The 25,445-nt window shown below is 69.1% G+C and carries 23 protein-coding genes; 8 read left to right on the forward strand and 15 right to left on the reverse strand.

The genetic code is table 11. The features are described from left to right. Positions 1-468, forward strand: a 468-nt coding sequence (locus ACXAID_RS11835; protein WP_475022403.1) for a bifunctional adenosylcobinamide kinase/adenosylcobinamide-phosphate guanylyltransferase, incomplete at its 5' end; no start/stop codon positions are given. Position 469: 1 nt separating this feature from the next. On the opposite strand, the gene bluB is transcribed toward ACXAID_RS11835, so the two are convergent. From bluB to ACXAID_RS11860, 5 genes are all read right to left on the reverse strand, one after another. Then, the gene (gene bluB / locus ACXAID_RS11840) at positions 470-1,138 is read right to left on the reverse strand and encodes a 5,6-dimethylbenzimidazole synthase (RefSeq protein WP_475022404.1); all 669 of its coding nucleotides are present in this window, start codon (positions 1,136-1,138) and stop codon (positions 470-472) included. After that, a complete protein-coding gene (cobM, locus tag ACXAID_RS11845) occupies positions 1,135-1,923 on the reverse strand; it encodes a precorrin-4 C(11)-methyltransferase (protein WP_475022405.1) in 789 nt (262 codons plus the stop codon). The genes bluB and cobM overlap by 4 nt, the downstream gene beginning before the upstream one ends. Before the next feature lie 42 nt (positions 1,924-1,965). Continuing rightward, the gene (locus ACXAID_RS11850) at positions 1,966-3,207 is read right to left on the reverse strand and encodes an amidohydrolase family protein (RefSeq protein WP_475022406.1); all 1,242 of its coding nucleotides are present in this window, start codon (positions 3,205-3,207) and stop codon (positions 1,966-1,968) included. Positions 3,208-3,294: 87 nt separating this feature from the next. Next, entirely contained in the window at positions 3,295-5,076 is a 1,782-nt protein-coding gene (locus tag ACXAID_RS11855; protein WP_475022407.1) for a sensor domain-containing diguanylate cyclase, read from the reverse strand. Between the two features lie 117 nt (positions 5,077-5,193). After that, positions 5,194-6,186, reverse strand: coding sequence for a LacI family DNA-binding transcriptional regulator (locus ACXAID_RS11860; RefSeq protein WP_475022431.1), 993 nt, complete (start codon positions 6,184-6,186; stop codon positions 5,194-5,196). 155 nt (positions 6,187-6,341) lie between these two features. Here ACXAID_RS11860 and ACXAID_RS11865 point away from each other — a divergent pair, with 155 nt between their 5' ends. The 6 genes from ACXAID_RS11865 (at position 6,342) to ACXAID_RS11890 (ending at position 13,390) form a co-directional block, all read left to right on the forward strand. Continuing rightward, complete coding sequence (locus tag ACXAID_RS11865) at positions 6,342-7,742, forward strand: sugar porter family MFS transporter (RefSeq protein ID WP_475022408.1); 1,401 nt, start codon at positions 6,342-6,344, stop codon at positions 7,740-7,742. An 11-nt stretch (positions 7,743-7,753) separates the two neighbouring features. Beyond that, on the forward strand, positions 7,754-8,659 hold the full coding sequence (locus tag ACXAID_RS11870) for a sugar phosphate isomerase/epimerase family protein (RefSeq protein ID WP_475022409.1): 906 nt from the start codon (positions 7,754-7,756) through the stop codon (positions 8,657-8,659). Positions 8,660-8,672: 13 nt separating this feature from the next. Next, the gene (locus tag ACXAID_RS11875; RefSeq protein WP_475022410.1) at positions 8,673-9,707 is read left to right on the forward strand and encodes a Gfo/Idh/MocA family protein; all 1,035 of its coding nucleotides are present in this window, start codon (positions 8,673-8,675) and stop codon (positions 9,705-9,707) included. 3 nt (positions 9,708-9,710) lie between these two features. Then, entirely contained in the window at positions 9,711-10,583 is an 873-nt protein-coding gene (locus ACXAID_RS11880) for a sugar phosphate isomerase/epimerase family protein (protein ID WP_475022411.1), read from the forward strand. Between the two features lie 92 nt (positions 10,584-10,675). Beyond that, a complete protein-coding gene (locus ACXAID_RS11885; protein WP_475022412.1) occupies positions 10,676-11,674 on the forward strand; it encodes a sugar phosphate isomerase/epimerase family protein in 999 nt (332 codons plus the stop codon). Between the two features lie 111 nt (positions 11,675-11,785). Further along, a complete protein-coding gene (locus ACXAID_RS11890) occupies positions 11,786-13,390 on the forward strand; it encodes a diflavin oxidoreductase (protein ID WP_475022413.1) in 1,605 nt (534 codons plus the stop codon). A gap of 6 nt (positions 13,391-13,396) precedes the next feature. Here ACXAID_RS11890 and ACXAID_RS11895 read toward each other — a convergent pair whose 3' ends face one another. The 6 genes from ACXAID_RS11895 to ligD all read right to left on the reverse strand — a co-directional run bounded on the left by ACXAID_RS11895 (position 13,397) and on the right by ligD (position 19,437). After that, positions 13,397-14,806 (reverse strand): NCS2 family permease, encoded by a 1,410-nt coding sequence (locus tag ACXAID_RS11895; RefSeq protein WP_475022414.1) that lies wholly within the window; start codon positions 14,804-14,806, stop codon positions 13,397-13,399. A 9-nt stretch (positions 14,807-14,815) separates the two neighbouring features. Then, positions 14,816-15,052 (reverse strand): hypothetical protein, encoded by a 237-nt coding sequence (locus ACXAID_RS11900; RefSeq protein ID WP_475022415.1) that lies wholly within the window; start codon positions 15,050-15,052, stop codon positions 14,816-14,818. Beyond that, positions 15,049-16,299, reverse strand: a complete 1,251-nt coding sequence (locus ACXAID_RS11905; RefSeq protein WP_475022416.1) for an acyl-CoA dehydrogenase family protein — start codon at positions 16,297-16,299, stop codon at positions 15,049-15,051. The genes ACXAID_RS11900 and ACXAID_RS11905 overlap by 4 nt, the downstream gene beginning before the upstream one ends. Further along, the gene (locus ACXAID_RS11910; protein ID WP_475022417.1) at positions 16,292-17,482 is read right to left on the reverse strand and encodes an acyl-CoA dehydrogenase family protein; all 1,191 of its coding nucleotides are present in this window, start codon (positions 17,480-17,482) and stop codon (positions 16,292-16,294) included. Before ACXAID_RS11910 ends, ACXAID_RS11905 begins: the two co-directional genes overlap by 8 nt. Before the next feature lie 137 nt (positions 17,483-17,619). Further along, entirely contained in the window at positions 17,620-18,027 is a 408-nt protein-coding gene (locus tag ACXAID_RS11915; protein WP_475022418.1) for an STAS domain-containing protein, read from the reverse strand. Positions 18,028-18,237: 210 nt separating this feature from the next. Then, positions 18,238-19,437 carry a non-homologous end-joining DNA ligase gene (gene ligD / locus ACXAID_RS11920; RefSeq protein ID WP_475022419.1) on the reverse strand — a complete coding sequence of 400 codons (1,200 nt, stop codon included), beginning with the start codon at positions 19,435-19,437 and terminating at the stop codon, positions 18,238-18,240. A 55-nt stretch (positions 19,438-19,492) separates the two neighbouring features. On the opposite strand from ligD, the gene fadD2 reads away from it, so the two are divergent. Beyond that, the gene (gene fadD2, locus ACXAID_RS11925; protein WP_475022420.1) at positions 19,493-21,199 is read left to right on the forward strand and encodes a long-chain-fatty-acid--CoA ligase FadD2; all 1,707 of its coding nucleotides are present in this window, start codon (positions 19,493-19,495) and stop codon (positions 21,197-21,199) included. 24 nt (positions 21,200-21,223) lie between these two features. On the opposite strand, the gene ACXAID_RS11930 is transcribed toward fadD2, so the two are convergent. Genes ACXAID_RS11930 through ACXAID_RS11945 form a run of 4 tightly spaced genes read right to left on the reverse strand, consistent with a single transcriptional unit; the run spans position 21,224 to position 25,436 of the window. After that, positions 21,224-21,571, reverse strand: coding sequence for a hypothetical protein (locus ACXAID_RS11930; RefSeq protein ID WP_475022421.1), 348 nt, complete (start codon positions 21,569-21,571; stop codon positions 21,224-21,226). 41 nt (positions 21,572-21,612) lie between these two features. Then, positions 21,613-23,799, reverse strand: coding sequence for an acyl-CoA dehydrogenase (locus ACXAID_RS11935; RefSeq protein WP_475022422.1), 2,187 nt, complete (start codon positions 23,797-23,799; stop codon positions 21,613-21,615). Positions 23,800-23,847: 48 nt separating this feature from the next. After that, on the reverse strand, positions 23,848-24,819 hold the full coding sequence (locus ACXAID_RS11940) for a 2-hydroxyacid dehydrogenase (protein WP_475022423.1): 972 nt from the start codon (positions 24,817-24,819) through the stop codon (positions 23,848-23,850). Then, entirely contained in the window at positions 24,816-25,436 is a 621-nt protein-coding gene (locus ACXAID_RS11945; RefSeq protein ID WP_475022424.1) for a TetR/AcrR family transcriptional regulator, read from the reverse strand. Before ACXAID_RS11945 ends, ACXAID_RS11940 begins: the two co-directional genes overlap by 4 nt. Between the last annotated feature and the right edge of the window lie 9 nt (positions 25,437-25,445).

Genomic DNA, 25,445 nt, shown 5'->3' on the forward strand with positions numbered 1-25,445 from the left:
CTGCTGGCCGGCGCGGCCGCCGTCACCTACGTCGCCCCCGGCCGGCCCGCCGACGGCACCGACCCCGACTGGGACGACCGCGTCGCCGCGCACCGGGATCGCCGCCCCGCGCACTGGCACACGGTCGAGACCGCCGACGTCGGCGCCGCACTTGCCGCCGCGGACGGGGCGGTCCTCGTCGACTGCCTCAGCACCTGGCTGGTCGCCGTGCTCGACGAGGCGCACCTCTGGGCCGCCGACTCGGGCGACGTGCACGCAGTGGTTGCGGCCCGCCTCGACGCGCTGTGCGGTGCACTCGGCTCGGTCGGCGAGGTGGTGCTGGTGACCAACGAAGTCGGTCTGGGCGTGGTGCCCGCCCACCGCTCCGGGGTGTTGTTCCGGGATCTGCTGGGCACCGTCAACCAACGGGTCGCCGAGCTGTGCGACGAGGTGCATCTGGTCATCGCCGGGCGGGTCCTGAAGCTGTAGGTCACCGCGGCCGGTAGCGCTCCCGGTGCAGCACGCCGTCCAGCGAGGCCCGGGCCCGCCAGCCGAACCGCTCCAGGTCGGGAGTGTCCGGCAGGTCGGCGACGGGACCGACGCACAGCCAGGCGACCGGTCGCACCCGCCCGGGCAACCCGACCAGCGACCTCAGGAAGTCCTCGCGGTAGAAGGACACCCAGCCCACCCCGAGCCCCTCGGCCGTCGCGGCCAGCCAGAGGTTCTGGATCGCGCAGACCACCGAGTACAGACCGGCGTCCGGGATGGCGTGGCGGCCCAGGACCGAGGGCCCGCCACGGGTCGGGTCGTAGCCGACGACGATGCCGAGGCCGGATTCGCAGATCCCCTCGATCTTGATCCGGGAGAACACCTCGGCGCGGTCCCCGGACAGCTCCGCGGCGAACACGTCACGCTCGGCGGTCACATGATCGCGAAACGCCCGCAGCGTCTGCGGCGCGCGGACCAGCACGAAGTCCCAGGGCTGGGACATGCCGACCGACGGCGCGGCATGGGCGGCCAGCAGCACCCGCTCGAGCACCTCGTCGGCGACCGGTTCGCCGGTGAACTCCCGGCGGGTGTCGCGGCGCCGGTGGATGACGTCGTAGAGCGAGTCGTAGGCGTGCGCCGCGGCGTGGCCGGGGTGACCGCTGGGGGTCACCGGGCGCCTCGGCTCTTCGTCGTGCGGTCCCGCGCCGGGTCGTACAGATGGCTCTGCCCGGCCTGCGGATCGGGACGACCCGACAGCGCCCGGCCGACCAGCACCACCGCCGCCTGCCGCAACCCGGCGGCCTCGACCGCATCGGCGATGTCGCCGACGGTGCCGTGCAGCACCTGCTCGGCCGGCTGGGAGGCCCGGTAGACGACGACGACCGGACAATCCGGGCCGTACTCGCCGGCCAGCTCGGCCATCAGCTCGCGCACCCGGGTGACGGCCAGGTGCAGCACCAGCGTCGCCCGCGTCGCGGCGAACGCCGACAACGACTCGGTGGCCGGCATCGCGGTCGAGCGCTGCTGGGTACGGGTGAGCACCACCGACTGGGTCACCAGCGGGACGGTCAGTTCGCGGCCCACCCGGGCCGCCGCTGCCGCGTAGGCCGGCACCCCCGGCGTCAGCGCCCACGGAACCCCGGCCGCGTCGAGCCGCCGGGTCTGCTCGGACACCGCCGAGTACAGCGACGGGTCGCCCGACACCAGCCGGACCACCCGGTGCCCGGATCGGTGGGCATCGAGGAGCCGCGACACGATCTGATCGAGATCGAGATCGGCTGTGTCGACCAGCTCCGCCGACCCCGAGCAGTGTCCGAGCACCTCGGCGTCGAGGTAGCTGCCCGGGTACAGCACCACGTCGGCCTCGCCGAGCATGCGGGTGGCGCGCACGGTGAGCAGGTCGGCCGCGCCGGGCCCGGCGCCCACGAACTGCACGGGCCTGCGATCGTCATTCATCGACCGAGAGTCTAGGGGCCCGCCCCCGGCCCCCGGCCGGCCTCAGGCGGTACTCAGTGCGGGGGGATTCGTCGCCGCCGGGTCGGGGTTGGTGATCGGCAGCCCCATGAACCGGCGGGCGTTGTCGCCCATGAAGTCGTAGGTCCGGCGCACGTCCATGCCTTCGGCGTACTTCCAGAACCCCCTGGGCTCGGCCAGGCCCTCGGGATGGGGATAGTCCGAACCGAACAGCACCTTGTCCCAGCCGACGGTGTTGACGACGTCGGAGACGCAGCCCTCCCAGAACGGGCTGACCCAGATGTTGCGCCGGAACACGTCGAGCGGATGTTCGGGAAAGTTCTGCGGCATCTTCTTGGCCAGTTCGTCGAAGTCGTTGAACAGCGGGAAGATCCAGCTGCTGCCGTTCTCCACGCTGGCGATGCGCAGCTTCGGGAACCGGGTCAGCGTGCCGTGACAGATCAGGCTGGTGATCATGTCGGCGATCTCGCGGTGGCCCAGCACCATCCACCGGAATGCGCTCATCGCCATGAAGTTCTGGGTGTGCGGCGGTTCCCACTTGTTGACGTAGTCGTCCAGCGGGGGGTAGCTGGCGTGCAGCACGATCGGGAGGCCCGCGGCCTCGACGTCACGCCAGAACGGATCGAATTCGGGCAGTGCCGGGGAGCGCCAGCCGCGCAGTCCGTTGACCGGACCGGGCTTGATCAGGGCTACCTTGGCGCCGTTCGCCAGGATGTACTCGAGTTCCCGCTGCGCGGCGCCGACCTCGGACAGGTTGATGATCGGGGTGGAGAACACCCGCCCCTGGTAGTCGAAGGTCCAGTGTTCGGCCATCCACTGGTTCAGCGCGTGGATGATCGCCAGCGTCAGTTCCGGGTCATCGGCCGACGAGTGCTCGATGAGGCTGGCCAGCGTGGGATAGTTCAGTGCCTCGCGCACGCCCTGGCGATCGAGTTCGGCGACCCGGGCCGCGGGGTCGCGGGTGGCGGCGGGGGCGGGGATCGCGGGACCCTGCATCTCGCGCAGGGTGAGCCCTTCGACGTTCTCGCCGGCGAAGAACTTCTCGTGCGCGCCCGGCGCGGCGACCTTCTCGAAGGTCGGATTGGGGATGAAGTCCGAGACCCGGCCGTTGATCACGATGCGGGTCTGCCTGCCGAACTGAGCGTATTGGACCGCGCGGGAATACCGTTGCGGGAGGTACTTCGTCAGCGCTTCCGCGGTCTCGTACATGTGCTGGTCGGCATCGAAAACCGGCGCGTCCCGAAACTGCTCGGTGGCCTGGGTCATGGCTTCCCTCCCGGTGCTGCCTCGATAGTTCGAGTAAGCATACTGTAATGCCAACGGTATGCCCATGGGCACCGGTCCGGTCGGGGGTCAGGCCCGGGCGACCTGATTGCGCCCCCGCCGTTTCGCCAGGTAGAGCGCTTTGTCTGCGCGGGCGAGGGCTTCGGAGAGCGGTTCGGGGAAGTGGTAGGCGGTGTAGCCGACCGAGCAGGTCTGATCGGCCGGCACGCTGCGGCGGACGCGGGCCAGGATCTGCTGGGCCTGTTCGAGGGTGGTCTGCGGCAGCGCGATGATGAACTCCTCGCCGCCCCACCGGGCGAAGACGTCGGTGTGCCGCAACGACGCGCTGGCCACCGTCGCGAACGTGTGCAGCAGGACATCGCCGGCATCGTGGCCGTGGGTGTCGTTGTAGAGCTTGAAGTGGTCGAGGTCGACGACGGCGACGGTCAGCAGGCAGCCGGCACCGTCGATGTTGTCGAGGATCTCGCGCAGCCGGTCGTCCCACGCCCGGCGGTTCAGCAGCCCGGTCAGCGGATCGGTGGACGCCGAGTGCTTCAGCTCGGCGTAGGACTTCGCCAGGGCCGTCATGTCGCGGAACTCGAACTGCACGGTCCGCAGACCGGGTTGATCGACGGCGCGGGCGCTGAGCTCGACGGTGCCGATCTCCCCGTCCAGCCGCTTGAGCTGCGCGCGGTGCGCGCGCAACTCGAGCTTGCCGGCCAGGATGTCGCGGATCATGGACACCGCGCCGGCGGCGTCTCCGGAGGGAACGAACCTCGACATGTGCTGGGACTGGACGTCGGCGATGTCGTTGGACCCGCACAGCAGCGCGGCCTCGGTGTTGGCGAACACGATGACGCCGTCGGCGTCGACCATCGTCACCGCGATCGGGGACTGCTCGACCAGGGTTCGCCAGCGCTGCTCGGCGTCGGCGTACTGGGTGCGCGCCGCGGCCAGTTCGCTGACATCGGTGGACACCCCGCCGATGCCGATCACCTCGCCGTTGTCGTCGATCAGCGGGAACTTGGTGGACCGGTAGGTGTGCGCCGACCCGTCCGGGTGGACGACGTCTTCGCTGAACACCTGCCACTCGCGCGTCTCCCTGATGCGGGCGTCGTTGCGCCGGTACCCCTCGGCGGTCTCGGTGTCGAACAGGTCGTAGTCGGTCAGCCCGATCAGCGAGGCATGCGCCGGGGCGATCCGGTCCAGCGCCGTGTTGCTCATCACGAAGCGGCCCTCGACGTCCTTGGCGTAGATCAGCACGTCGGTGTGCTCGAGGATGCCGTTGAAGACGCGTTGCTGCTCGCGCAGCGCCGTGTCGGCGACCAGCCGGGCGCGTGCTTCGGCGGCGAACCGGCGCGCCTGGCGGCGCAGCTCCAGCTGACCGACGACCTGGCGGGCCAGCGCGGCCAGGTGCCGGCGCTGCTGCTCGGAGAGGGCCTGCGGCTCCGGACCGAACACGCACAGGGTGCCCACGACGTTCCCGTCGGCCAGCACCAGCGGGGCCCCGGCGTAGAACCGGACGAAGGGCTCGCCGAGCACCATCGGGTGGTCGGCGAATCGCTGGTCCACACTGGCGTCCGGCACCTCCAGGACCGACGGGTCGCGGTGCTGGGCGCGTTCGCAGAACGCCAGGTCACGCGCTGTTTCGGTGAGGTCGAAGCCGTGGCGGGACTTGAACCATTGGCGGTTGGAGTCGACCAGGCTGACGGCCGACATCGGGGCGCCGCACAGGTGGGCGGCGAGTTCGGTCAGGTCGTCGTAGGCCGACTCCGGCGGGGTGTCGAGGATCTTGAACGAGTCGAGCGCCAGCAGTCGATCGGCCTCGGTAGCGACCGAGCAAACGTCGACATCCTGCGTGGGCAGGGTCAAGGCATCATCAGGCGAACAACTTTGAATACGATCTACCCCCGTGCCGAGATCGGACTTCGGGGTGGATATTACGTCAGCGTCAGCAGTTAGTACACACTAACTAGTACACAGCCTATGTCAGTCGCGTGGCCGGCTCGTGGTCCCGCGCACGACCAGCTCGGGTTCCAGCACGACGTCATGGGTTCGGGGGGCGCCGTCGGCGAGCATCTGCACGGCTAGCTCGACGGCACGCCGGGCGATGTCGGGGGCGTCCTGGTGGATGGTCGTCAGGTCGATGCGCGGGTTGTCCGAGAGCCGGGAGTCGTCGTAGCCGATCAGGGACACGTCGCCGGGGATGTCGACGCCCGCCCGGGTGAACACGTCGAGAATGCCCAGCGCGCACCGGTCGTTGCCGGCGAGTACTGCGGTGGGCAGGGTGGCGGCGTCGAGCATCGTGCGCGCGGCGGCGGCGCCGGCGTCTTCGTTGTGGGCGCCGGGGATCACCGCGACCTCGTCGGCCAATCCGTGCGCCCGCATCGCGGCCCGGTAGGCGCGGGCCCGGTCGGCCGATCCGGGGTCGGTGCCCCCGTCGACGTGGTGCACGGTGCGGTGGCCGAGCCCGACCAGATAGTCGACCGCCTGCCGGATCCCTTTCGCGTCGTCGGTGCGGACCGTGGCCAGGGGGGTGTCGGGGCTGGGCTCGGGCAACCGACGGCCGGCCACGACCACCGGCACCCGGGCGGCCAGTTCGGTGAAGAACGCCGGAGTCTCGCTGGGGCCGAGCAGGATCAGCGCCCCGCATCGGTGGCTGAGCAGGGAGTCGACCACGGTGGCCTCGGTGCGGTCGGGCAGGTTGGCCGACAGCAGGACCTCGTACCCGAGATGTTCGGCGGCCGGGTAGATGTGGGTGACCATCTCGGCCTGGAACAGCTGACGGACGTCCATCATGACCCCGAGGGTGCGGCTGCGGCCCTGGGCGAGCAGGCGCGCGGCGGCGTCCGGCCGGTAGCCGATCTCCTCGGCGATCGCGAGCACTCGGCGGCGGGTGTCCTCGCTGGCGCCGGGCTTGCCGTCCAGGATGAACGACACCAGCGTCCGTGACACCCCGGCGCGCTGCGCGACGTCAGCCATGGTCGGGCGCCGGGCGCCGGTGACCGGGTGACGTGGCCGGGGTGAGCTCACAGTGGATTCCTCTCAAAAGTGACGGTTGACACATTCCGGGGGTCGGTTCATAGTAGACCTTACGCGCGTTACTAACGCGCGTTAGTCACCGAAGCGAGGTCCTGATGTCCGTTCAAGCACCGCCCACGCACTCGGGCCGATTCCTGACGAAACTCACCGTCATCGCCACCCTGGGTGGATTGCTCTTCGGCTACGACACCGGGGTCATCTCCGGCGCCCTGCTCTACATGAAGGACGATCTCGGGCTGTCCGCGTTCGGCGAGGCCACCGTCGTCAGTTCACTGCTGTTCCCGGGCGCGGCATTCGGCGCCCTGTTCGGCGGCCGCGTCGCCGACCGGATCGGGCGCAAACGCGCCCTGCTGGTCTGTGCGGGCCTGTTCCTGGTCGGAGCGCTGGGCTGCGCGATCGCGCCCAACGTCCAGATCATGGTCGCCGCGCGCATCATCCTCGGCCTGGGGGTCGGCGCCGCGGCGGTGACCTGCCCCCTCTACCTGGCCGAGATGGCGCCCGCCGACCGGCGCGGCCGCATGGTCACCATCAACGAGCTGATGATCGTGACCGGCCAGATGCTCGCCTTCGCCACCAACGCGCTGCTCGACCACCTCATCCAGGACCCGCACGTATGGCGCACCATGCTGGCGGTGGCGGCCATTCCGGCCATCGCCCTGCTGGTCGGCATGCTCGTGCTGCCGGACTCGCCGCGCTGGTACGCCCTCAAGGGCCGGCTGCCCGAAGCCCGGAACGTGCTGGCGCTGAGCAGGACACCGCGCGACGCCGAGGCCGAGTACGCGGTCGTCGTCGAGCACACCGGCCACATGCTCAAGACCACGCACACCCCGTTCTCGGTGGTCCGCGACGTCCCGTGGATCCGGCGCATCGTGCTCATCGGCTGCGGCCTGGCGATCGTGCAGCAGGCCACCGGCATCAACACCGTGAACTACTACGCCCCGACCATCCTGGAGCAGAGCGGCCTGGACGTGAGCGCGGCGCTGGTCGCGACGATCGCCGTCGGCGTCACGTCCGTGGTCACCACGATCATCGGCATCATTCTGCTCGGCTACATCGGGCGGCGCACCATGCTGCTCATCGGGTTCGCCGGGGTCGCCGCCTCTCAGGCCGCGCTGGCGACGGTGTTCCTGCTGCCGTCCTCGGACACCCGCAGCTACGTGATCCTCGCCTGCATGGTGCTGTTCGTCGGATTCGTCCAGATGTTCATCGGCACCTGCGTGTGGTTGCTGCTCTCGGAGATCTTCCCGCTGTCGGTGCGCGGCTTCGCCATGGGCATCGCGGTGTTCGTGCTCTGGTGCACCAATGCGATCATCTCCTTCCTGTTCCCCCTGCTCAACAACGCACTGGGTTCCACCGGCACGTTCGCGCTGTTCGTCGCCGTCAACATCGTGTCCTTCGTCTTCGTCAAGCGGCTGGTCCCGGAGACCAAGGGCACCACCCTCGAAGAACTCGAAGAACGCCTCGAAACCGTCGGCACACCCGCCAACGTGCACTGAAAGGAACCCGAATGAGCACCATCCGCGTCGGTTCCGCGCCGGACTCTTGGGGCGTCTGGTTTCCCGACGACCCGCAGCAGACGCCCTACACCCGATTCCTCGACGAGGTCGCGGCTTCCGGATACCGCTGGATCGAACTCGGTCCATACGGCTACCTGCCCACCGACCCGGCCAAGCTGTCCGACGAGCTGGACGCCCGCGGCCTGAAGCTCTCCGCCGGAACGGTTTTCGAGCACCTTCACCGGGACGACTCGTGGTCGGCGGTGTGGAACCAGATCGAAGACGTCGCCAAGCTGACCGCCGCAGCCGGCGGCACCCACGTCGTCGTCATCCCCGAGATGTGGCGTGACCCGGCCAGCGGCGAGGTGCTCGAAGACCGCACTCTCTCCGAGTCGCAGTGGGCCCGCAAGACCCGAGGCATGAACGACCTCGGCAAGGCGATGTACGAAACCTACGGTGTGCGTGCGCAATACCATCCGCACGCCGACTCGCACGTCGACACCGAGGACAACGTGTACCGCTTCCTCGACGGCACCGACGGCCGCTACGTCAACCTGTGCCTGGACACCGGACACATCTCCTACTGCGGCGGCGACAACATCGCGATCATCCGCCGGGCTCCCGAGCGCATCGGTTACCTGCATCTCAAGCAGGTCGACCCCGAGGTGCGGGCCAAGGTCGAGGCCGAGGACCTGCCCTTCGGCGAGGCGGTCAGACTCGGCGCGATGACCGAGCCGCCGCTCGGAATCCCCGACATGCCGCCGCTGCTGGCCGAGATCGAACGGCTCGGCATCGACGTCTTCGCGATCGTCGAACAGGACATGTACCCGTGCGAAGTCGAGGCACCCCTGCCCATCGCCACCCGCACCCGCAGCTATCTCCGATCCTGCGGCGTCCCGTCCATCACATTCGGTTAGGAGGACCCAGATCATGTCAGAAACCACCGAACTCCGTGTCGCCGTCCTCGGCGTCGGGCTGATCGGCGCCCAGCACGTCGAACGCATCACCTCCCGCATCTCCGGCGCGCGGGTCGCCGTCGTCAACGACTACGTCGCCGAGAAGGCCGAGCAGATCGCCGCCGGCATCCCGGGCTGCCGGTCGATCGCCGACCCGCTCGACGCGATCGCCGATCCGGGCGTCGACGCCGTGGTTCTCGCGACCCCGGGCCCCACGCACGAGAAGCAACTGCTGGCCTGCCTGGAGCACCGCAAGCCGGTGCTGTGCGAGAAGCCGCTGACCACCGACGTCGAGACGTCGCTGGAGATCGTGAGGCGGCAGGCCGAACTGGGCATCGAGCTCATCCAGGTCGGCTTCATGCGGCGCTTCGACCACGAATACGCCGCGCTGAAGACGATGCTCGACGCCGGGGAACTCGGTGAACCGTTGGTGATGCACTGCGCGCACCGCAACCCGGCCGTGCCGCACGGCTTCGGCAGCGAGATGGTCGTCCGCGACTCGCTGGTCCACGAGGTCGATGTCACCCGATTCCTGTTCGGCGAGGAGATCGCCGGGATCCAGATCATCGCCCCCACCGCCAATCCCGCGGCACCCACCGGCCTGGCCGACCCGCAGATCGCGATCCTGAAGACCGCCAGCGGCCGGCACGTCGACGTCGAACTGTTCGTCACCACCGGCGTGGCCTACGAGGTCCGCACCGAGGTGGTCGGCGAGAAGGGCAGCGCCATGATCGGCCTCGACGTCGGGCTGGTACGCAAGTCCGCGCCCGGGCGGTGGGGCGGGGCGATCACCCCCAGCTTCAAGGAACGCTTCGGGCAGGCGTTCGACACCGAGATCCAGCGCTGGGTCGACGTGGTGCGCCGCGGCCCGGACACCGGAACCTTCGTCGACGGGCCCGGAGCCTGGGACGGCTACGCCGCCGCCGCGGTCTGCGAGGCGGGAGTGCAGTCGTTGCGCAGCGGCGGCTACGTCGACGTGCACCTGGCCGACCGCGACAAGGAGATGTGAGAGATGAAGATCGCGCTGGATCCGACTCCGTTTCACCACGACTATTCACTACTGGAATTCCCGCAGCTGGTAGCCGATCTGGGCTATGAGTATCTGCAGCTGACCCCGCACCGGGACTTCATCCCGTTCTTCAACCACCCGCGTGCCGACGACGACCTGGTGGCCAGGTTCGGCAAGGCCTGTGCCGACGCCGGGGTCGGGATCGCCTCGATCCTGCCGGTGCTGCGCTGGTCAGGACCCGACGAGGACGCCCGGGAAGCCGCGGTGCGCAACTGGAAACGCGTCGTGCAGATCGCCGTGGACCTCGGGGTGAACGTGATCAACACCGAGTTCTCGGGAAGACCCGAGGAGGCTGAGCGCTCCGAACGGGCCTTCTTCCGGTCGATGGAAGAGCTGGTGCCGATCTTCGAACGTGAAGGCATCGACGTGCGCATCGACCCCCATCCCGACGATTTCGTCGAAGACGGAATGGAGGCGCTGCGCATCATCCGCGGGGTCAACTCGCCCAACATCGGCATGGTGTATGTGGCGTGTCACAGCTACCACATGGGCGGCAACATGTCCGAGATCATGGCTGCCGCCGGGCAGCGGCTGCGGCTGGTGCATGTGGCCGACACGATGGATCACCACCGCAGCCACGGACTGCGCTACATCACCAATCCGCCGGGCAATCCGGTGCGCGTGCATCAGCATCTCAAGATCGGCGACGGTGATCTGGACTGGGACGAGTTCTTCGGCGGCCTGGCCGAGTTGGGGTTCTACGACCGCGACGACACCGTGATGGTCTCCTCGGTGTTCGCCGAGGACGAGAACGCCCACGACGTGTCGCGCTACCAGCTCAAGACGATGACCGACTACATCAACAAACACCGCTGACCCCGCTGCCGAAATGGCATTCCGGCAGCGAAATGCCGAGAAGCACTCTGCTGGAATGCCAGTTCGGCGCAGTCGAGAGAGGAACCGTCACCATGAAACTCGGTGTGTACACCGCGATCCTGCACGACAAGCCGCTGTCCGAGGCCCTGCGCGTCATCGCCTCGCTGGGGTTGACCGGTGCGGAGATCAACGCCGGTGGCTTCCTGCCCACGCCGCATCTGCCGGTTCGCGAGCTGCTGTCCGGCGCGGTGTCCCCGCGGCAGTACCTGGCGAACTTCGACGGCACCGGCGTGTCGATCGCGGGTCTCAACTGCAACGGCAACCCGCTGCATCCCGACCCCGAGGTCGGTCCCGAGGACGCGCAGGACCTGCGCAACGCGATCCGGGTGGCCGGCCTGCTCGGCGTCGACCGGGTGGTCACGATGTCGGGTCTGCCGCAGGCGCACCCGGGCGGGCGCTGGCCAGCCTGGCACGTAAACACCTGGGACTCCGGCTATCTGGACTCGCTGGACTACCAGTGGGATGAGGTCGCGGTGCCGTTCTGGACCGAGATCGACGCGCTGGCCCGGGAGAACGGGGTCAAGGTGGCCATCGAGATGCACCCGCAGAACCTGGTGTTCAACCCGCCCACCCTCAAGCGCCTCGTCGAGCGGACCGGCGCCACCCACGTCGGAGCCGAGATGGATCCGTCCCACCTGTTCTGGCAGGGCATCGATCCGGTGGCGGCCATCGAGTGGCTCGGCCCGCTGGTGTTCCACGCGGCGGCCAAGGACACCCGGATCAACGAGAACTGCCGGATCTACGGGGTTCTCGACGAGCGTTTCACCCGGATCCCGCTGGACCAGAACCCCACCGGGCTGGGTGGGCGCCACGTGGTCAACAAGTGGCCGGAGGACTCGGCGTGGGACTTCGTGGCGGTCGGCAACGGTCATGACGTCGCGTTCTGGGCCCGGTTCCTGCACGCCCTGGAAGCCGTCGATCCGCAGATGTGGGTGAACATCGAACACGAGGACATCGCCTACGGGCCGCTGGAGGGCCTGACGGTGGCCGCCGAGACGCTGAAGGCCGCCAATTCGGCGACGGTCGGCTGAGCCGACGATCCAGCCGGGGTCGGCTGAGCAGGGGAGCGCCCCCAGGAACCCTCCACATGAGTAAGGTCACCCTAACTAAGGGTCAACTAACTCATGTGAGAGGGGGGCACGATGCCCGTCGATCCCGCCTTCGAGCTGGTGCTCGGCTTCGCCACCGAAACCGGCAACTCCGACATGGTCGCCAAGAAGTTCGCGCAGGCCGCAGGCGAGGCCGGTATCGGCGTCGAACCGCAGTATCTCAACGACCTGAACGTGCAGTCCCTGGTGGACGCGACGCACTTCGTGGTGATCACCGCGACCTACGGCGACGGCGAGATGCCGCTGGATGCCGAAGTGTTCTGGGAGGAACTCAGCGGTGACGGGGCAGAGCGCCTCGACCATCTGACATTCACGGTGTGCGGGCTGGGGGACAGCTACTACCCGGACTTCTGCAACGCGGGCAAGTTGCTCGATGCGCGCCTCGCCGAACTCGGCGCCCGGCGGATGGTCGAGCGCGTCGACTGTGACCTCGACTTCGAGGAACCCTCGCAGGCCTGGACGATGCAGGTCATCGAACTACTCGCCGGGGAGGCCTCCCCGTCGGCTGCGCCCGCCCGCGTCGTCGAGCTGACCGAGGACTCGCCGTGGAACCGCCGCAACCCGTTCTCCGCCGCGCTGGTGGTCAACAGACCGCTGACCGCTGCGGCTTCGGACAAGCCGGTGCGACACTACGAGATCGACCTCGGCGACAGCGGAATCGGCTACCAGGCGGGCGACTCGCTGGGGGTGCACCCGTCCAACGACCCCGACTTCGTCGCCGCGGTGCTGCGTCGGCTCGGCTGCGACGCCGATGACGCGGTGGCAGGCCACGACGAGCCACTGGGGGTGCTGCTGACCGAACGCTACGAGCTGCGGTCTCCGTCCGGGGCTCTGCAGAGCTTGGTGGCCTCGCGAACCCGAGATCGCAGCGCCGCAGCAGTTCGCGGCGGCAACGATGCTGCCGCGCTGAGCGCCTGGCTGTACGGCCGCGACGCTCTCGACCTGCTCGACCTCGCCGACCTCGGTGTGGAGGAGTTCCTGGCCGCGCTGCGTCCCCTTCAGCACCGCGACTACTCGATCGCATCCAGTCCGCTGGTGCACCCCGGCCGGATACACCTCACCGCCGCCACGGTGCGCTACGACCTCTGCGGACGTTCCCGGGCCGGCGCCGCCTCCGGGTTCCTGGCCGACCGAACCGACACCGTGCGTATCCACCTGGTGCCCAACGACGGTTTCCGCCTTCCGGCCCCCGATGTGCCGATCATCATGATCGGGCCGGGTACCGGAATCGCGCCGTTCCGGGCCTTCCTGCAGGAACGTCAGGCGACCGGGGCGGTGGGGAAGTCATGGCTGTTCTCCGGGAACCGCCATCGCGCCACCGACTTCCTCTACGGCGACGAGCTGCTCGGATTTCGCGAATCGGGCGTCCTGAGCCGGCTCGACCTCGCGTTCTCCCGTGACGGCGACACCAAAGACTATGTGCAGCAACATATGCTGACCAATGCGGACGAGATCTACGCATGGCTTCAAGACGGTGCCCACCTCTACGTGTGCGGAGACGCCGACCGGATGGCGCGCGACGTCCATCGAAGTCTGCACGAGATCATCTCTGTCGCAGGTGGACTCGACGACGACGGCGCCCATGCGTACGTCAACGAACTCATCACGTCGCACCGGTACCTTCGCGACGTGTACTGAGAGGTCTCACACTCCGAGCAGCGCCTCGACCGGGGTGCGGGCGAAGTAGACGGCGAACCCGGCGGCCACGACCCACAGCAGCGGGCTGACCTCGCGGGCCTTGCCGACGGCGCTACGCAGCACCACCCAGGCGATGAAGCCGACGCCGATGCCGTTGGCGATCGAATAGCTGAACGGCATCACCGTGACCGTCAGGACTACCGGCAGCGCGACCGAGAACTCCGACAGATCGATGTGGCGCAGGTGCGCGGCCATCATCGCCCCGACGATCACCAGCGCCGCCGCGGCGACCTCGGTCGGCACGATCGAAGCCAGCGGCGAGACGAACATGGCGGCCAGGAACAACGCACCGGTCACCAGGTTGGCCAGCCCGGTTCGGGCGCCTTCCTCGACCCCGGCGCCGGATTCGATGAACACCGTGTTCGACGACGACGAGGTCGCACCACCGACCACCGCGCCGGTGCCCTCGATGACCAGCGCCGAACGCAGCCGCGGGAAGGTGCCCCGGTCGTCGGACAGCCCGGCCTCGCGGGACAACCCCGTCAGGGTCCCCATCGCGTCGAAGAAGTTGGCGAACACCAGGGTGAACACCAGCATCACCGCAGCGAGTGCCCCGATCCGGGAGAAGTCCAGGCTGAACGCCCCGACCAGCGACAGATCGGGCAGCGCAAACGGTGAGCCCGACAGCGTGGGCACCGACAGGCTCCATCCGCCCTCCTGTTCGGTGGCGGGGCCGAGCTGCCAGATCGCCTCGACCACCGCGGCCAGCACCGTCCCGGTGACCAGTCCGATCAGGATGCCGCCCCGCACCCGGCGGGCAACCAGGATTCCGGTCAGCAGCAGGGTGACCACGAACACGACGGTCGGGATCGTGTTGATCGAGCCGAGCCCGTCGCGGCCGAGGCCGACCGGCGGGGACGGCAACCCGGTGGATCCGATGAACCCGGCGTCGACCAGGCCGATGAACAGGATGAACAACCCGATGCCTGCGGTGATCGCCAGCTTGAGCTGCATGGGCACCGCATCGAACACCAGCCGGCGCAGGCCGGTCACCGCGAGCAGCACGATGATCAGGCCGTTGATGACCACCAGTCCCATCGCTTCGGGCCAGGTGACGGAACCGACGACCGTGGTGGCCAGGAAGGAGTTGATGCCCAGCCCAGCGGCGAACGCGAACGGAAGCCGCGCGACGAGCCCGAACACGATGGTCATCACGCCGGCGGCCAGCGATGTCGTCGCCGACACCTGAGCGAAGTCCAGCCGGTTGCCGGCGACGTCGGCGGCCCCCGACAGGATGATCGGGTTCAGCACGATGATGTAGGCCATCGCGATGAACGTGACGACCCCGCCCCGGATCTCGGTGCCGAACGTGGATTTGCGCGCCGAGATCTCGAAGAATCGATCCAGCGGGTTCACCGGGGCGACCTAGCCTCGCGGAGCGGGCGGCGGCGGAACGGGCATGCACAGACCGGTGTTCGGGTCGAGGTACTTGCCCGGCACGCAGAACGGCGCGCACCCGTAGATGACGCCGGTCTCACCGGGCGGGCACTGTGCGGTGACGGTCGCCGGAGCGGCCCGCACCGCCAGCGGCACCGCGGCCGCCGCCGCGGCCAGCACGACAGCAGCCAGGTAGCGCATGGTCAGACCTCTCGCGGGCGTCATGTCGGGACCCCGGTGGCGACGCGCGGCGGGGTCTTCGCGGATGCGGCGTCGAGCACGAATTCGGCCACCCGGGCCCGGTGCGCCTCGGCGCTCCCGAGCAGCGCGGCATCGGTGTAGGCCCGCTTGTAGTAGAGGTGGGCCTGATGCTCCCAGGTGAACCCGATGCCGCCGTGGACCTGGATGGTGTCGGTGGCGATGCGGGTCAACGCCGCCGAGCACAGCGCTGCGGCGATGCTGACCTCCAGGGCCGTGTCGTCGGCGCCCTCGGCCAGTGCCCAGACTGCATGGTAGGCAGCGGACTTGGCGTGTTCGAGGGAGACGAGGTCGTCGGCCAGCCGGTGCTTGACGGCCTGGAACGATCCGATGGGACGCCCGAACTGCAATCGGTCCTTGGCGTACTGGACGGTCAGATCCAGCAGGTGCGAGGCCGCCCCGACCTGTTCGACGGCGAGCAGCGCGGTGCCGACGTGCAGAGCGTGGCTGATCACCTGCTCGGCCTCGCCGGGCCCGCTGATGAGCCTCGCGGGCGCATCGAACAGTCCGACGGTGGCCTGCGGGCGGGTCAGGTCCAGTGTGGTCAGCGGGATCCGTTGCACCCCAGTCGAGTCGGCTTCGACCGCGTAGAGCCCAACGCCTTCCGGCCCGTTGGCGGCCACCAGCAGCACATCGGCCGCGCCGGCATCGACGACCCGCTCGACGGTGCCGTTGAGTGACCAGTCTCCTTGGCCGGGGGTCGCTTCGACCGACACGGTCGAAGGGTCGAATGCGCCGGCGCTGTCGGTGACCGTGAACGCGGCGGTGCGATTGCCCTCGACCAGCGAGGCAAGCAACCCGTCCGGGTCACCGGAGCCGGACGCGGTCGCGACCAGCGCGGGGATCGACAGGTAGACCGTGCCGAACAGCGGTCCGCAGGCCAGCGCCGCTCCCAGCTGTTCGACGGCCACGGCCTGATCGACCAGCGTGCCGCCGGCGCCACCGGCCGACTCGGGCACCGACAGGCCCAGCACACCCAACTCCGAACCCAGCCTCGACCAGATCTTGGCGTCGAAAGGAGGATCGGCCTCCATCGCCGCGCGAACCGCGGTCTCGTCGATGAACTCGGTGCAGAACTCGGAGACGGCGGTGCGCAACTGGTTCTGCTCGTCGCTGAACACGTACTGATCCGCAAGCTCCTCAGCTGTTCCCCTGGGCTGATCCGCAAGCTCCCCAGCTGTTTCCCTGGGCTGATCCGCAAGCTCCTCAGCCACGCGGCACCTCCTTCCACGGCATGCCCGCGTCCGCGCGCAGGTCGCCGGGCAGCCCCAGCACCCGCTCGGCCAGGATGTTGCGCATCACCTCGGACGTACCCCCTTCGATGGTGTTGGCACGGCTGCGCAGAAAGCGCTGCTGGATCGGACCCCGCCAGTCCTCGACATCCTGGTCGCCGCGGCTCATCGCGTAGCTCCCGTAGAGGATGCCCTCGGGACCGAGCAGGTCCATGCAGAACTCGTAGATGTGCTGGTTGAGCTCGGCGCCCACCAGCTTGCCGACCGACCCCTCCGGGCCGGGCCCGCCCATCGTGGCCGACGCCCGGGACCGTTCCGAGGTCAGCCGTTGCGCCTCGGCCCGCAGCCACAGGGTGGTCAGCCGATCGCGCAGCACCGGGGTGTGCAGGTCCGGGCGGGACGTCCACAGCGCCACGGCATCGCCGATGGCGCCGGCGCCGCGGCGGTTGCCGCTGCCCCCCAGCGCGCTGCGCTCGTTCATCAGGGTCGTCATCGCGACCCGCCACCCGTCGCCGACGCCGCCGAGGCGGAAGGTGTCGGGGACGCGCGCGTCGGTCAGATACACCTCGTTGAACTCGGCCTGGCCGGTGAGCTGCCGCAGCGGACGGGTCTGCACGCCGGGGCTGTGCATGTCGAGCACGAAATAGGTCAGGCCCTTGTGCTTGGGCACATCGGGATCGGTGCGGGCCAACAGCAGCCCCCACCTGGCCCGGTGGGCCAGGCTGGTCCACACCTTCTGACCGTTGACGACCCACTGGTCGCCGTCGCGCACCGCCGAGGTCGCCAGGCCGGCCAGATCCGAACCGGCGCCCGGCTCGGAGAACAGCTGACACCAGATGTCCTCGGTGGTCGCCAGCGGCCGCAGCAGCTGGTGGCGGACCTCGTCGGTCTGCGCGTGCTCGCGCACCGTGGGTGCGGCCATCCCGTAGCCCATCGGGTTCAGCGACAGCGGCACCGGACCGCCGGCACCCTGCAGGATGCGGTCGGCCACGGCCTGCAGTCCACGTGAGACGCCCAGGCCGCCGAAACCGGCGGGGAAATGCACCCAGGACAAGCCGGCGTCGAAGCAGGCTCCCAGGAATTCCTGGACGGGAACGGATCGGGGATCGTGTTCGCCGACGACGCGGTGCGCGGCGTCGGCGACGAGGTCGGCGTCGGTGCCCATACGAGCACCCTAGTCAGGTCGGGGTGAAGTCGGTTGGACTTGTCAGCTCGCGGTCAGCGCGAGGCGGTCGGCGTCGAACCTGTGACGACGCTGAAGCAAAAATCGGAGCCACCGAACATCGAGTAACACAGTGATCCTTAAGCGGTCTTGGTGAGTAGGGGAAGAAGCTGGCGCCGAGCGACCATCACGTCGGCGAAGTGGTTCAGCGCTTCGGGCACCGAACCGGCGGTGGTGAACTCGACGCCGCAATCGCGCAGCGCCTGGTCGACGGCGCGGCTGGTGATCAGTGACCACTCGACCCCGGCGGCAGCGCACAGGTCGTCGAGGCGCAGGAGCAGCGAAACCGCTTCCCGGCTAAAGGAAGTGATCCCGGACAGGTCGAGGACCAGCGGCTTGTCGGTCAGCAGGAAGCGCTCGGTGTACAGGGCGGCGCGCTGGATGTTGGCGTCCCCCAGGTCGCCCGTAACGGTCACCACGGTGGCCAGTTGGCGGCAGTGTGCCCGGATCTCTGCGCCGTCGCAGTCGAACGTCGGATTGCCGTACATTGCAGCCTCCCTCGATCCCGTGCTGACATGGCCGCTTCCGGCCCTTACATCACTGAAGGTAGTGAGGCAATTTAAGGCCGCTGGGAGTATTGACTAAAACATCGCTAAGAACATCGGGAGGGCCGTGCACCCGCGCGAACAGCAAACTCGCCGGTAACTTAGCGGTACGGTTCAATCCCGGCGCTGCTGTTGTGCACCGGTGTAGTTCGCCTACGGGTCGTAGTCGGCCAGCAGCGGCTCCTGCGGCGGCCTGGCTTCTTCGGCGATGTGCTGCAGGTTGATCCGGATGCGGTACCAGATCGAGCTCGGACCCCGCATGCCGTCCACGAGAACGTCTGCGGGCTGCAGCTTTTCGGCTACGTCCGGATACCTGTCGCGCCACTGCTGCAGCGCTGCCATCGCCTCGTCCTTGGTCTTGGTCCGGGCGATCTCGATCAACGGCATCGCCGAGGCCCGGCGCCCACCGGACGGGCGACTCGCCCCCTTGGGTGCCTTCTCGGCAGGACCGAGCGCCTCGGCCAGGTCCAGCAGCGAATCGAGAGTTCCCGCCGTGTCGTCCATGCCCTCCCACGGGTCCCCGAGCTCAGCGAAGCGGTTCGGCACCGTGGCGACGGTGAAGGCCTCGGGCCGGCAGCCGGCGACCTCGTCCCAGAACAGCGGGGTGGACACCCGGGCGTCGGGTGTGGCCCGAACCGAGTACGCCGAGGCCACCGTGCGGTCCTTGGCGTTCTGGTTGAAGTCGACGAAGACCCCCTGGCGTTCCTCCTTCCACCAGCGCGCGGTGGCCGATTCGGGAGCGCGGCGTTCCACCTCGCGGGCCACCGCCTCGGCCGCGGCCCGGACCTGCCGGTACGGCCAGCGCCGGTGGATCCGGGCGTAGATGTGGAAGCCGCGCGAGCCCGAGGTCTTCGGCCAGGCGACCAGGCCGTGGTCATCGAGCACTTCGCGCGCGACGAACGCGACGTCGAGGATCTGTCGCCAGCCCACACCGGGCATCGGGTCCAGGTCGACGCGCAGCTCGTCCGGGTGGTCGAGATCGTCGGCCCGGACCGGGTGCGGGTTGAGGTCGACGCAGCCCAGATTCACCGCCCAGATCAGCCCTGCCGCGTCGTGCAGCACGGCCTCGGCGGCCGAGGTCCCCGACGCGTACTTCAGCTCTGCGACCGAGACGAAGCCGGGCCGTTTGGCCGGGGCGCGCTTCTGGAAGATCGCCTCGGCCCCGATGCCCTTGACGAACCGCTTGAGGATCATCGGACGCTCCGCGACACCGCGCAGGGCGCCGTCGGCCACCGCCGCGTAGTAGTGCATCAGGTCCAGTTTGGTCAGCCCGATCTCACCGAAAACGACCTTGTCAGGATGGGTTATGGGCACCCGCTGGCCGCCGATGTACAGGTGCTCGGAGGCGGCCATGAGTTCATCGTAGGATCCAGGCCGCTGACCAGGCGCCGTCGCATATGGTGACCCCATGTCCAAGCTCACCGAACTACCGATCCAGGCGCTGGCCAAGGTGCAGGATTCCGTCGGCAAGGTCGCCGGCAAGTACTGGGATCGCGGTTCGGCCGAGCTGCACTATGCCCGCAAGATGTTCGAGTCCGGCGCGCTGAAACTGGAGCCGCCCCAGGACATCGCCGCCTTCGTCGCCGACATGCGCCGTTGGGGTGAGTTCGGCATGATCCCCGCGCTCAACGCCCGCCGCACCCCCAATGCGGCCGCGGTGATCGACGACTTCGGCGAGATGACCTTCGCCGAACTCGACGCCGCCGCCAACGCGGTGGCCAACGGGTTGCTGGCCAAGGGCATCAAAGGCGGCGACGGGGTGGCCATCCTGGCCCGCAACCACCGGTGGTTCCTGGTGTCGGTGTACGGGGCCGCCAAGACCGGCGCCCGCATCATCCTGCTCAACAGCGAGTTCTCCGGGCCCCAGATCAAGGAGGTGTCCGAGCGGGAAGGCGGCAGGCTGGTCATCTACGACGACGAGTACACCGCAGCGGTGATGGCCGCCGAACCCGAACTCGGCAAGCTGCGCGCGCTCGGGGTGAACCCCGACAAACCCGACGAGCCGTCGGCCAGCACCGACGAGACCCTCGAGGAACTCATCGCGCGCACCAGCTCGGCCGCACCGCCCAAGGCGGCCAAACACTCCTCGATCATCATCTTGACCTCCGGGACCACCGGAACCCCGAAGGGCGCCAACCGCAGCGCCCCGCCGTCGCTGGCCCCGATCGGCGGCGTGCTGTCGTCGGTGCCGTTCAAGTCCAACGAGGTGACCTCGCTGCCGGCGCCGATGTTCCATGCGCTGGGCTTCCTGCACGCCACCATCGCGATGATGCTCGGTTCGACGCTGGTGCTGCGCCGCCGGTTCAAGCCGGCGACGGTGCTCGCCGACATCGAGAAACACCGGGCGACCGCGATCGTGGTGGTGCCGGTGATGCTGTCCCGGATGCTCGACGAGCTCGACAAGTCGGCCCCGAAGCCCGACCTGTCCTCGCTGCGCATCGTGTTCGTCTCGGGTTCTCAGCTCGGCGCCGAGCTGGCGACCAGAGCGCTCAAGGAGCTCGGCCCGGTCGTCTACAACCTGTACGGATCCACCGAGGTGGCTTACGCGACCATCGCCCGGCCGCAGGATCTTTCGATCAACCCGGCGACGGTCGGCCCGGTGGTCAAGGGGATGAAGGTCAGGATCCTCGACGACAACGGCAACGACGTGCCGCGCGGTGCGGTGGGCCGGATCTTCGTCGGCAACTTCTTCCCGTTCGAGGGCTACACCGGCGGCGGTGGCAAGCAGATCATCGACGGGCTGTTGTCCTCGGGCGATGTCGGCTACTTCGACGAGAACGATCTGCTCTACGTCAGCGGCCGCGACGACGAGATGATCGTCTCCGGCGGCGAGAACGTCTTCCCCGCCGAGATCGAGGACCTCGTCAGCGGTCACCCCGACGTCGTGGAGGCCACCGCGCTCGGTGTCGAGGACAAGGAGTGGGGCCACCGGCTGCGCTGCTTCGTGGTCAAGGTTGAAGGGGCCACGATCGACGAGGACGCCATCAAGGCCTACGTCAGGGACAACCTGGCCCGCTACAAGGTCCCGCGTGAGGTGGTCTTCCTCGACGAGCTGCCCCGCAACCCGACCGGAAAGATCCTCAAGCGCGAACTTCGCGACATGCAGATCGACTAGCCGACATCACGGCGAGGCGCCCGGCTACTGAACCGTGTCGGCCATCATCGCCGCGCCCGGCAGGGCCAGCGATATCAGCATCACCAGCATCAGGAACCAGCCGGCGCCCTGCCATCCGGCCCAGCCGCCGCCGTCCTTCCAGACCCGGTAGGTCTGCACGAAGGCGCCGACCCCGCCGAGGAACAGCACCGTCGGCACCAGGGCGGCCGCGTACACCGAGTCGCGCGCGGCGAACGCGAACAACGCCAGCGCGACACCGGCGACCGCGACCACCACCGCGGTGTAGACGGCGGCCACCTGGAAGGACCCCGGCTTGTCCAGCCGCTTCTCCACGTAGTCGCGGTCGGTCGTGCTGTCGCGGTCTTCGGCCATGTCTGTGGGGTTCCCCGCCCCGGCGCCGGGAAACACCCCCGCTAGGGATCGCGCGGCAGCCCGAGCAGTCGCTCGGCGATGATGTTGAGCTGCACCTCGGAGGTGCCTCCGTAGATGGTGGTGGCCCGGCTGGCCAGCAGGTAGTCCGCCCAGCGGCCGGTGATCTGCTCCGGGTCGCCGATGACGGCGTCGGTGCCGAAGGACGCCACCGCGAACTCGGCGTACCCCTGTCCGGTGCGCATGGAGAGCAGCTTGGAGATGGCCGCGGCCGGCATCGGGTCGCCCCCGGCCAGGGTGAGCAGCGTCGAGCGCATGTTGAGCACCTTCGCCGCATGGCCCTCGGCGATCAGCACCCCGGCCTCGTGCTGGGCGATCTGGTCGAGGTGGGACTCGGTGACGAACTCGATGAATCTGTCCAGGCTGGGCAGGAACGGCGGCTCGCTGCTGCCCAGCGACACCCGCTCGGCGGTCAGCGTGTTGCGGCTGACCTCCCAGCCGCGGTCGACGTCGCCGAGCACCAGTTCGTCGGGCACGAACACGTCGTCGATGAACACCGTGTTGAACATCGCGTTGCCGGTGAGTTCGCGCAGCGGCTTGATCTCCACCCCCTCGCTGGCCATGTCCAGCAGGAAGTAGGTGATGCCGTTGTGTTTCGGAGCGCTCGGGTCGGTCCTGGCCAGCAGCGCGCCCCACTGCGCGTACTGGGCACCCGTCGTCCAGATCTTCTGCCCGGTGATCCGCCAGCCGCCGTCGACCTTGGTGGCCTTGGTCGACAGGCCGGCCAGGTCCGAACCGGCGCCGGGCTCGGAGAACAGCTGGCACCAGATCATCTCGCCGCGGAAGGTGGGCGGCAGGAAGCGTTCCTTCTGTTCGTCGGTGCCGAACGTGACGATCGACGGGATGATCCACGCGGCGATGCCCATCGCCGGGCGCTTGACCTGTCCGGCGGTGAACTCCTGGGCGATGATGATCTGCTCGACCGGGCTGGCCGCGCGCCCCCACGGCACCGGCAGGTGCGGCTGCACCCAGCCGGCCTCGGCAATCGCGGCCTTGCGTTCCTCGCGTGGAATCGCTTTCAGCGCAGCGACTTCCGACCGGATCTCGGCGCGCAGCTTCTCGGTTTCGGGGTCGAGGTCGATGTCGAGCGTGCGCATCCCGGTGGAGGTGGCGATGTCGACGACGCGCTGGGCGTAATCGGCGGCGCGGCCGAAGCATGCCGCCAGCACGAGGGCTCTGCGGTAGTAGATGTTGGTGTCGTGTTCCCAGGTGAAGCCGATTCCGCCGTGCACCTGGATGCAGTCCTGTGCGCAGTGCTGGGCGGCGCCCGGCGCCAGCGTCGCCGCCACGGCCGCTGCGAACTCGTAGGCGCTGGAATCGGTTTCGGTTGCCTCGTCGATGGCGCGGGCTGCGTCCCAGACTGCGGCGGTGGCGCGTTCGGTTTCGGCGATCATGCCGGCGCACTTGTGTTTGATGGCCTGGAACTGGCCGATGGGCCTGCCGAACTGTTCGCGGATCTTGGCGTAGGCCGACGCGGTGTCGGTGGCCCAGCGGGCCACGCCGACCGCCTCGGCGGACAGCAGCGTCGACATCAGGGCTCGGGCATGGCCGCGGCTGAGGTTGCTCAGCACCCGGCCGTCGTCGACCTCGACGGCGTTGGCCCGCACGTGCGCGACCGGCCGCAGCGGGTCCACGCTGGTCACCGGCTCGATCTCGAGCTGCGCGGCGTCCAGGACGACCCACTCCTCGCCGGATTCGATCGCGACCGGCAGGACGAGCACCGCGGCCTGCGCGGCGGCCGGCACGGCGCGGACCTCACCGCGGATGACCAGTCCGTCGCCGTGGCGTGTGGCGGTCAGGCTGGAATCGATCGCGTAGGCGGCGATCACCTCACCGGAGGCCAGCCCGCCCAGGATGGCGGCATCGGGATCGTGCGCCGAGATCAGCGCGCTGGCGATCGCCGACGGGACGAACGGTCCGGGAACGGCGCCGTAGCCGAACTCGGCGACCACGATCGCCAGTTCGAGGATCCCGAAGCCCTGCCCGCCGACGGATTCGGCCAGGTGAACCCCGTGCAGTCCCTGCTCGGCGGCCGCCGTCCAGTACGGCGGTGGATTCGGTACCGGGTTCTCCAGGGCGTCGTGCAGGACGTCGGCGGGCGCGATGCGCGAGACCAGGGATCGCACCGAATCGGCCAGGTCGTTGTGCTCTTCAGTGATCGCGATGGGCATGGCTGCACCCCTTCGTTGGGCTGACTAACCGGTCGGTTGGGACCGAGACTACCCGCGGACCTGGTTCACCACGTTGGCGAGGTCCCGCCCGTCCCGCAGGCGCCGGCAGTTGTCCACAGCGAATTCCAGGTAGCGGCGCATGGTGTCGGCGGTGTACCAGGTGACGTGCGGTGTGAGCACCACGTTGGGCAGCGCGAGCAGTGGATTGTCGGTTTCCACCGGCTCGACAGCGAACACGTCCAGGCCGGCGGCGGCCAGCCGTCCGGACCGCAGGGCGTCGACGAGGGCCTGCTCGTCGACGATGGGCCCGCGCGAGGTGTTGATCAGGACGGCGCCCGGTTTCATGCCGTCGATGGCGGCCCGGTCGAGCAGCCCCGTCGTGGCCTCGGTGAGCGGCAGGTGCAGCGAGACGATGTCGCTGACGCGCAGCAGCTCGGCCAGCGTGCGCCAGCCCGGGTCACCGTCGTCGCCGGTGCTGGTGTGCACCACGGTGGCGCCCATCGCGGCGACGATGGTCTCGACGCGCTTGGCGATGTTGCCGTAGCCGATCAGCCCGATCGTGCAGCCGCCGACGTCGCGCACGGTCTCGCCGAGGGTGGGGTCCGAAGGCCAGCCCGTGCCGGCGCGGGTGGCGCGGTCCAGGTCGGGCAGCCGGCGCAGCGCCGCGAGCATCAGCAGCACGGTCCCCTCGGCGACCGAGGGCGCGTTCGCCCCGGGCATGTTGGCCACCGCGATCCCGCGGGCGGTGGCTGCCTCGACGTCGATGGTGTTGACGCCGGCGCCGAGCTTGTGCACCAGGCGCAGCCCGGGGGCGCAGGCCAGGTCGTCGCCCGACAGCGGGCGCAGCACGTGCCAGATCACCTCGGCAGCGGGCAGCTCACGGCCGAAGGTGGCGTCGTCGTCCTCGGCGCAGAACCGGACGTCGAGCCAATCGGAATGCGGTGCAAGGAAATCGACGACCTTGGCGCCGGCGACGAAGTGCGCCAGGACCCGCACCGGGCGCTCTGCACCGCGCGTCATTCGCGGTACAGGGCGGGGTCGAGCAGCTGGTCGATCAGCGTCGCCAGCTGGGCGGCCAGCTGATCGGGGGTGAAGTCGAGGTCGCCGGCCAGCCAGGCCGACAGGGTTTGCGCGACGCCGCCGACCACGAAGTGTCCGGCGGCCTTGATGCGCCGGGTGGACGGGACTTTCAGCGTGGCTTCGGCGTGCTGTCCGGACAGCAGGGCGAACAGCGCACCGGATTCCGCGCGCTTGCGCACCACGACCGGATCGGCGAGGCGGTCGCTGAACAGCAGCCGGCCCAGCCGGGGATCCTCGGAGATGGTGCGCACGATGTTGCCCATGCCCGCGCGGCTCTGTTCGCGGCTGGGGGCGGCGGCCACCGCAGCCTGGGTGGTGGCGGCGATGTCGGCCACCACCCGATCGAACACGGCGCTGACGAAGGCGTCCTTGTCGGTGAAGTTCTCGTAGAAGTAGCGCGCCGCCAGGCCCGCGTGCGAACAGACGGCGCGCACCGTCAGATCGCGGGGTGTCGGCTGCGCGCCGAGCAGGTCCAGGCCCGCGTCGAGCAGCCGCTGCCGGCGCTCTGCGATGCGCTGGCCGGCGTCGACCCCGCGGTACGGACGGACCTGTCCCATGACTCCATA

Source organism: Mycobacterium sp. ABE4_509, assembly GCF_056160785.1.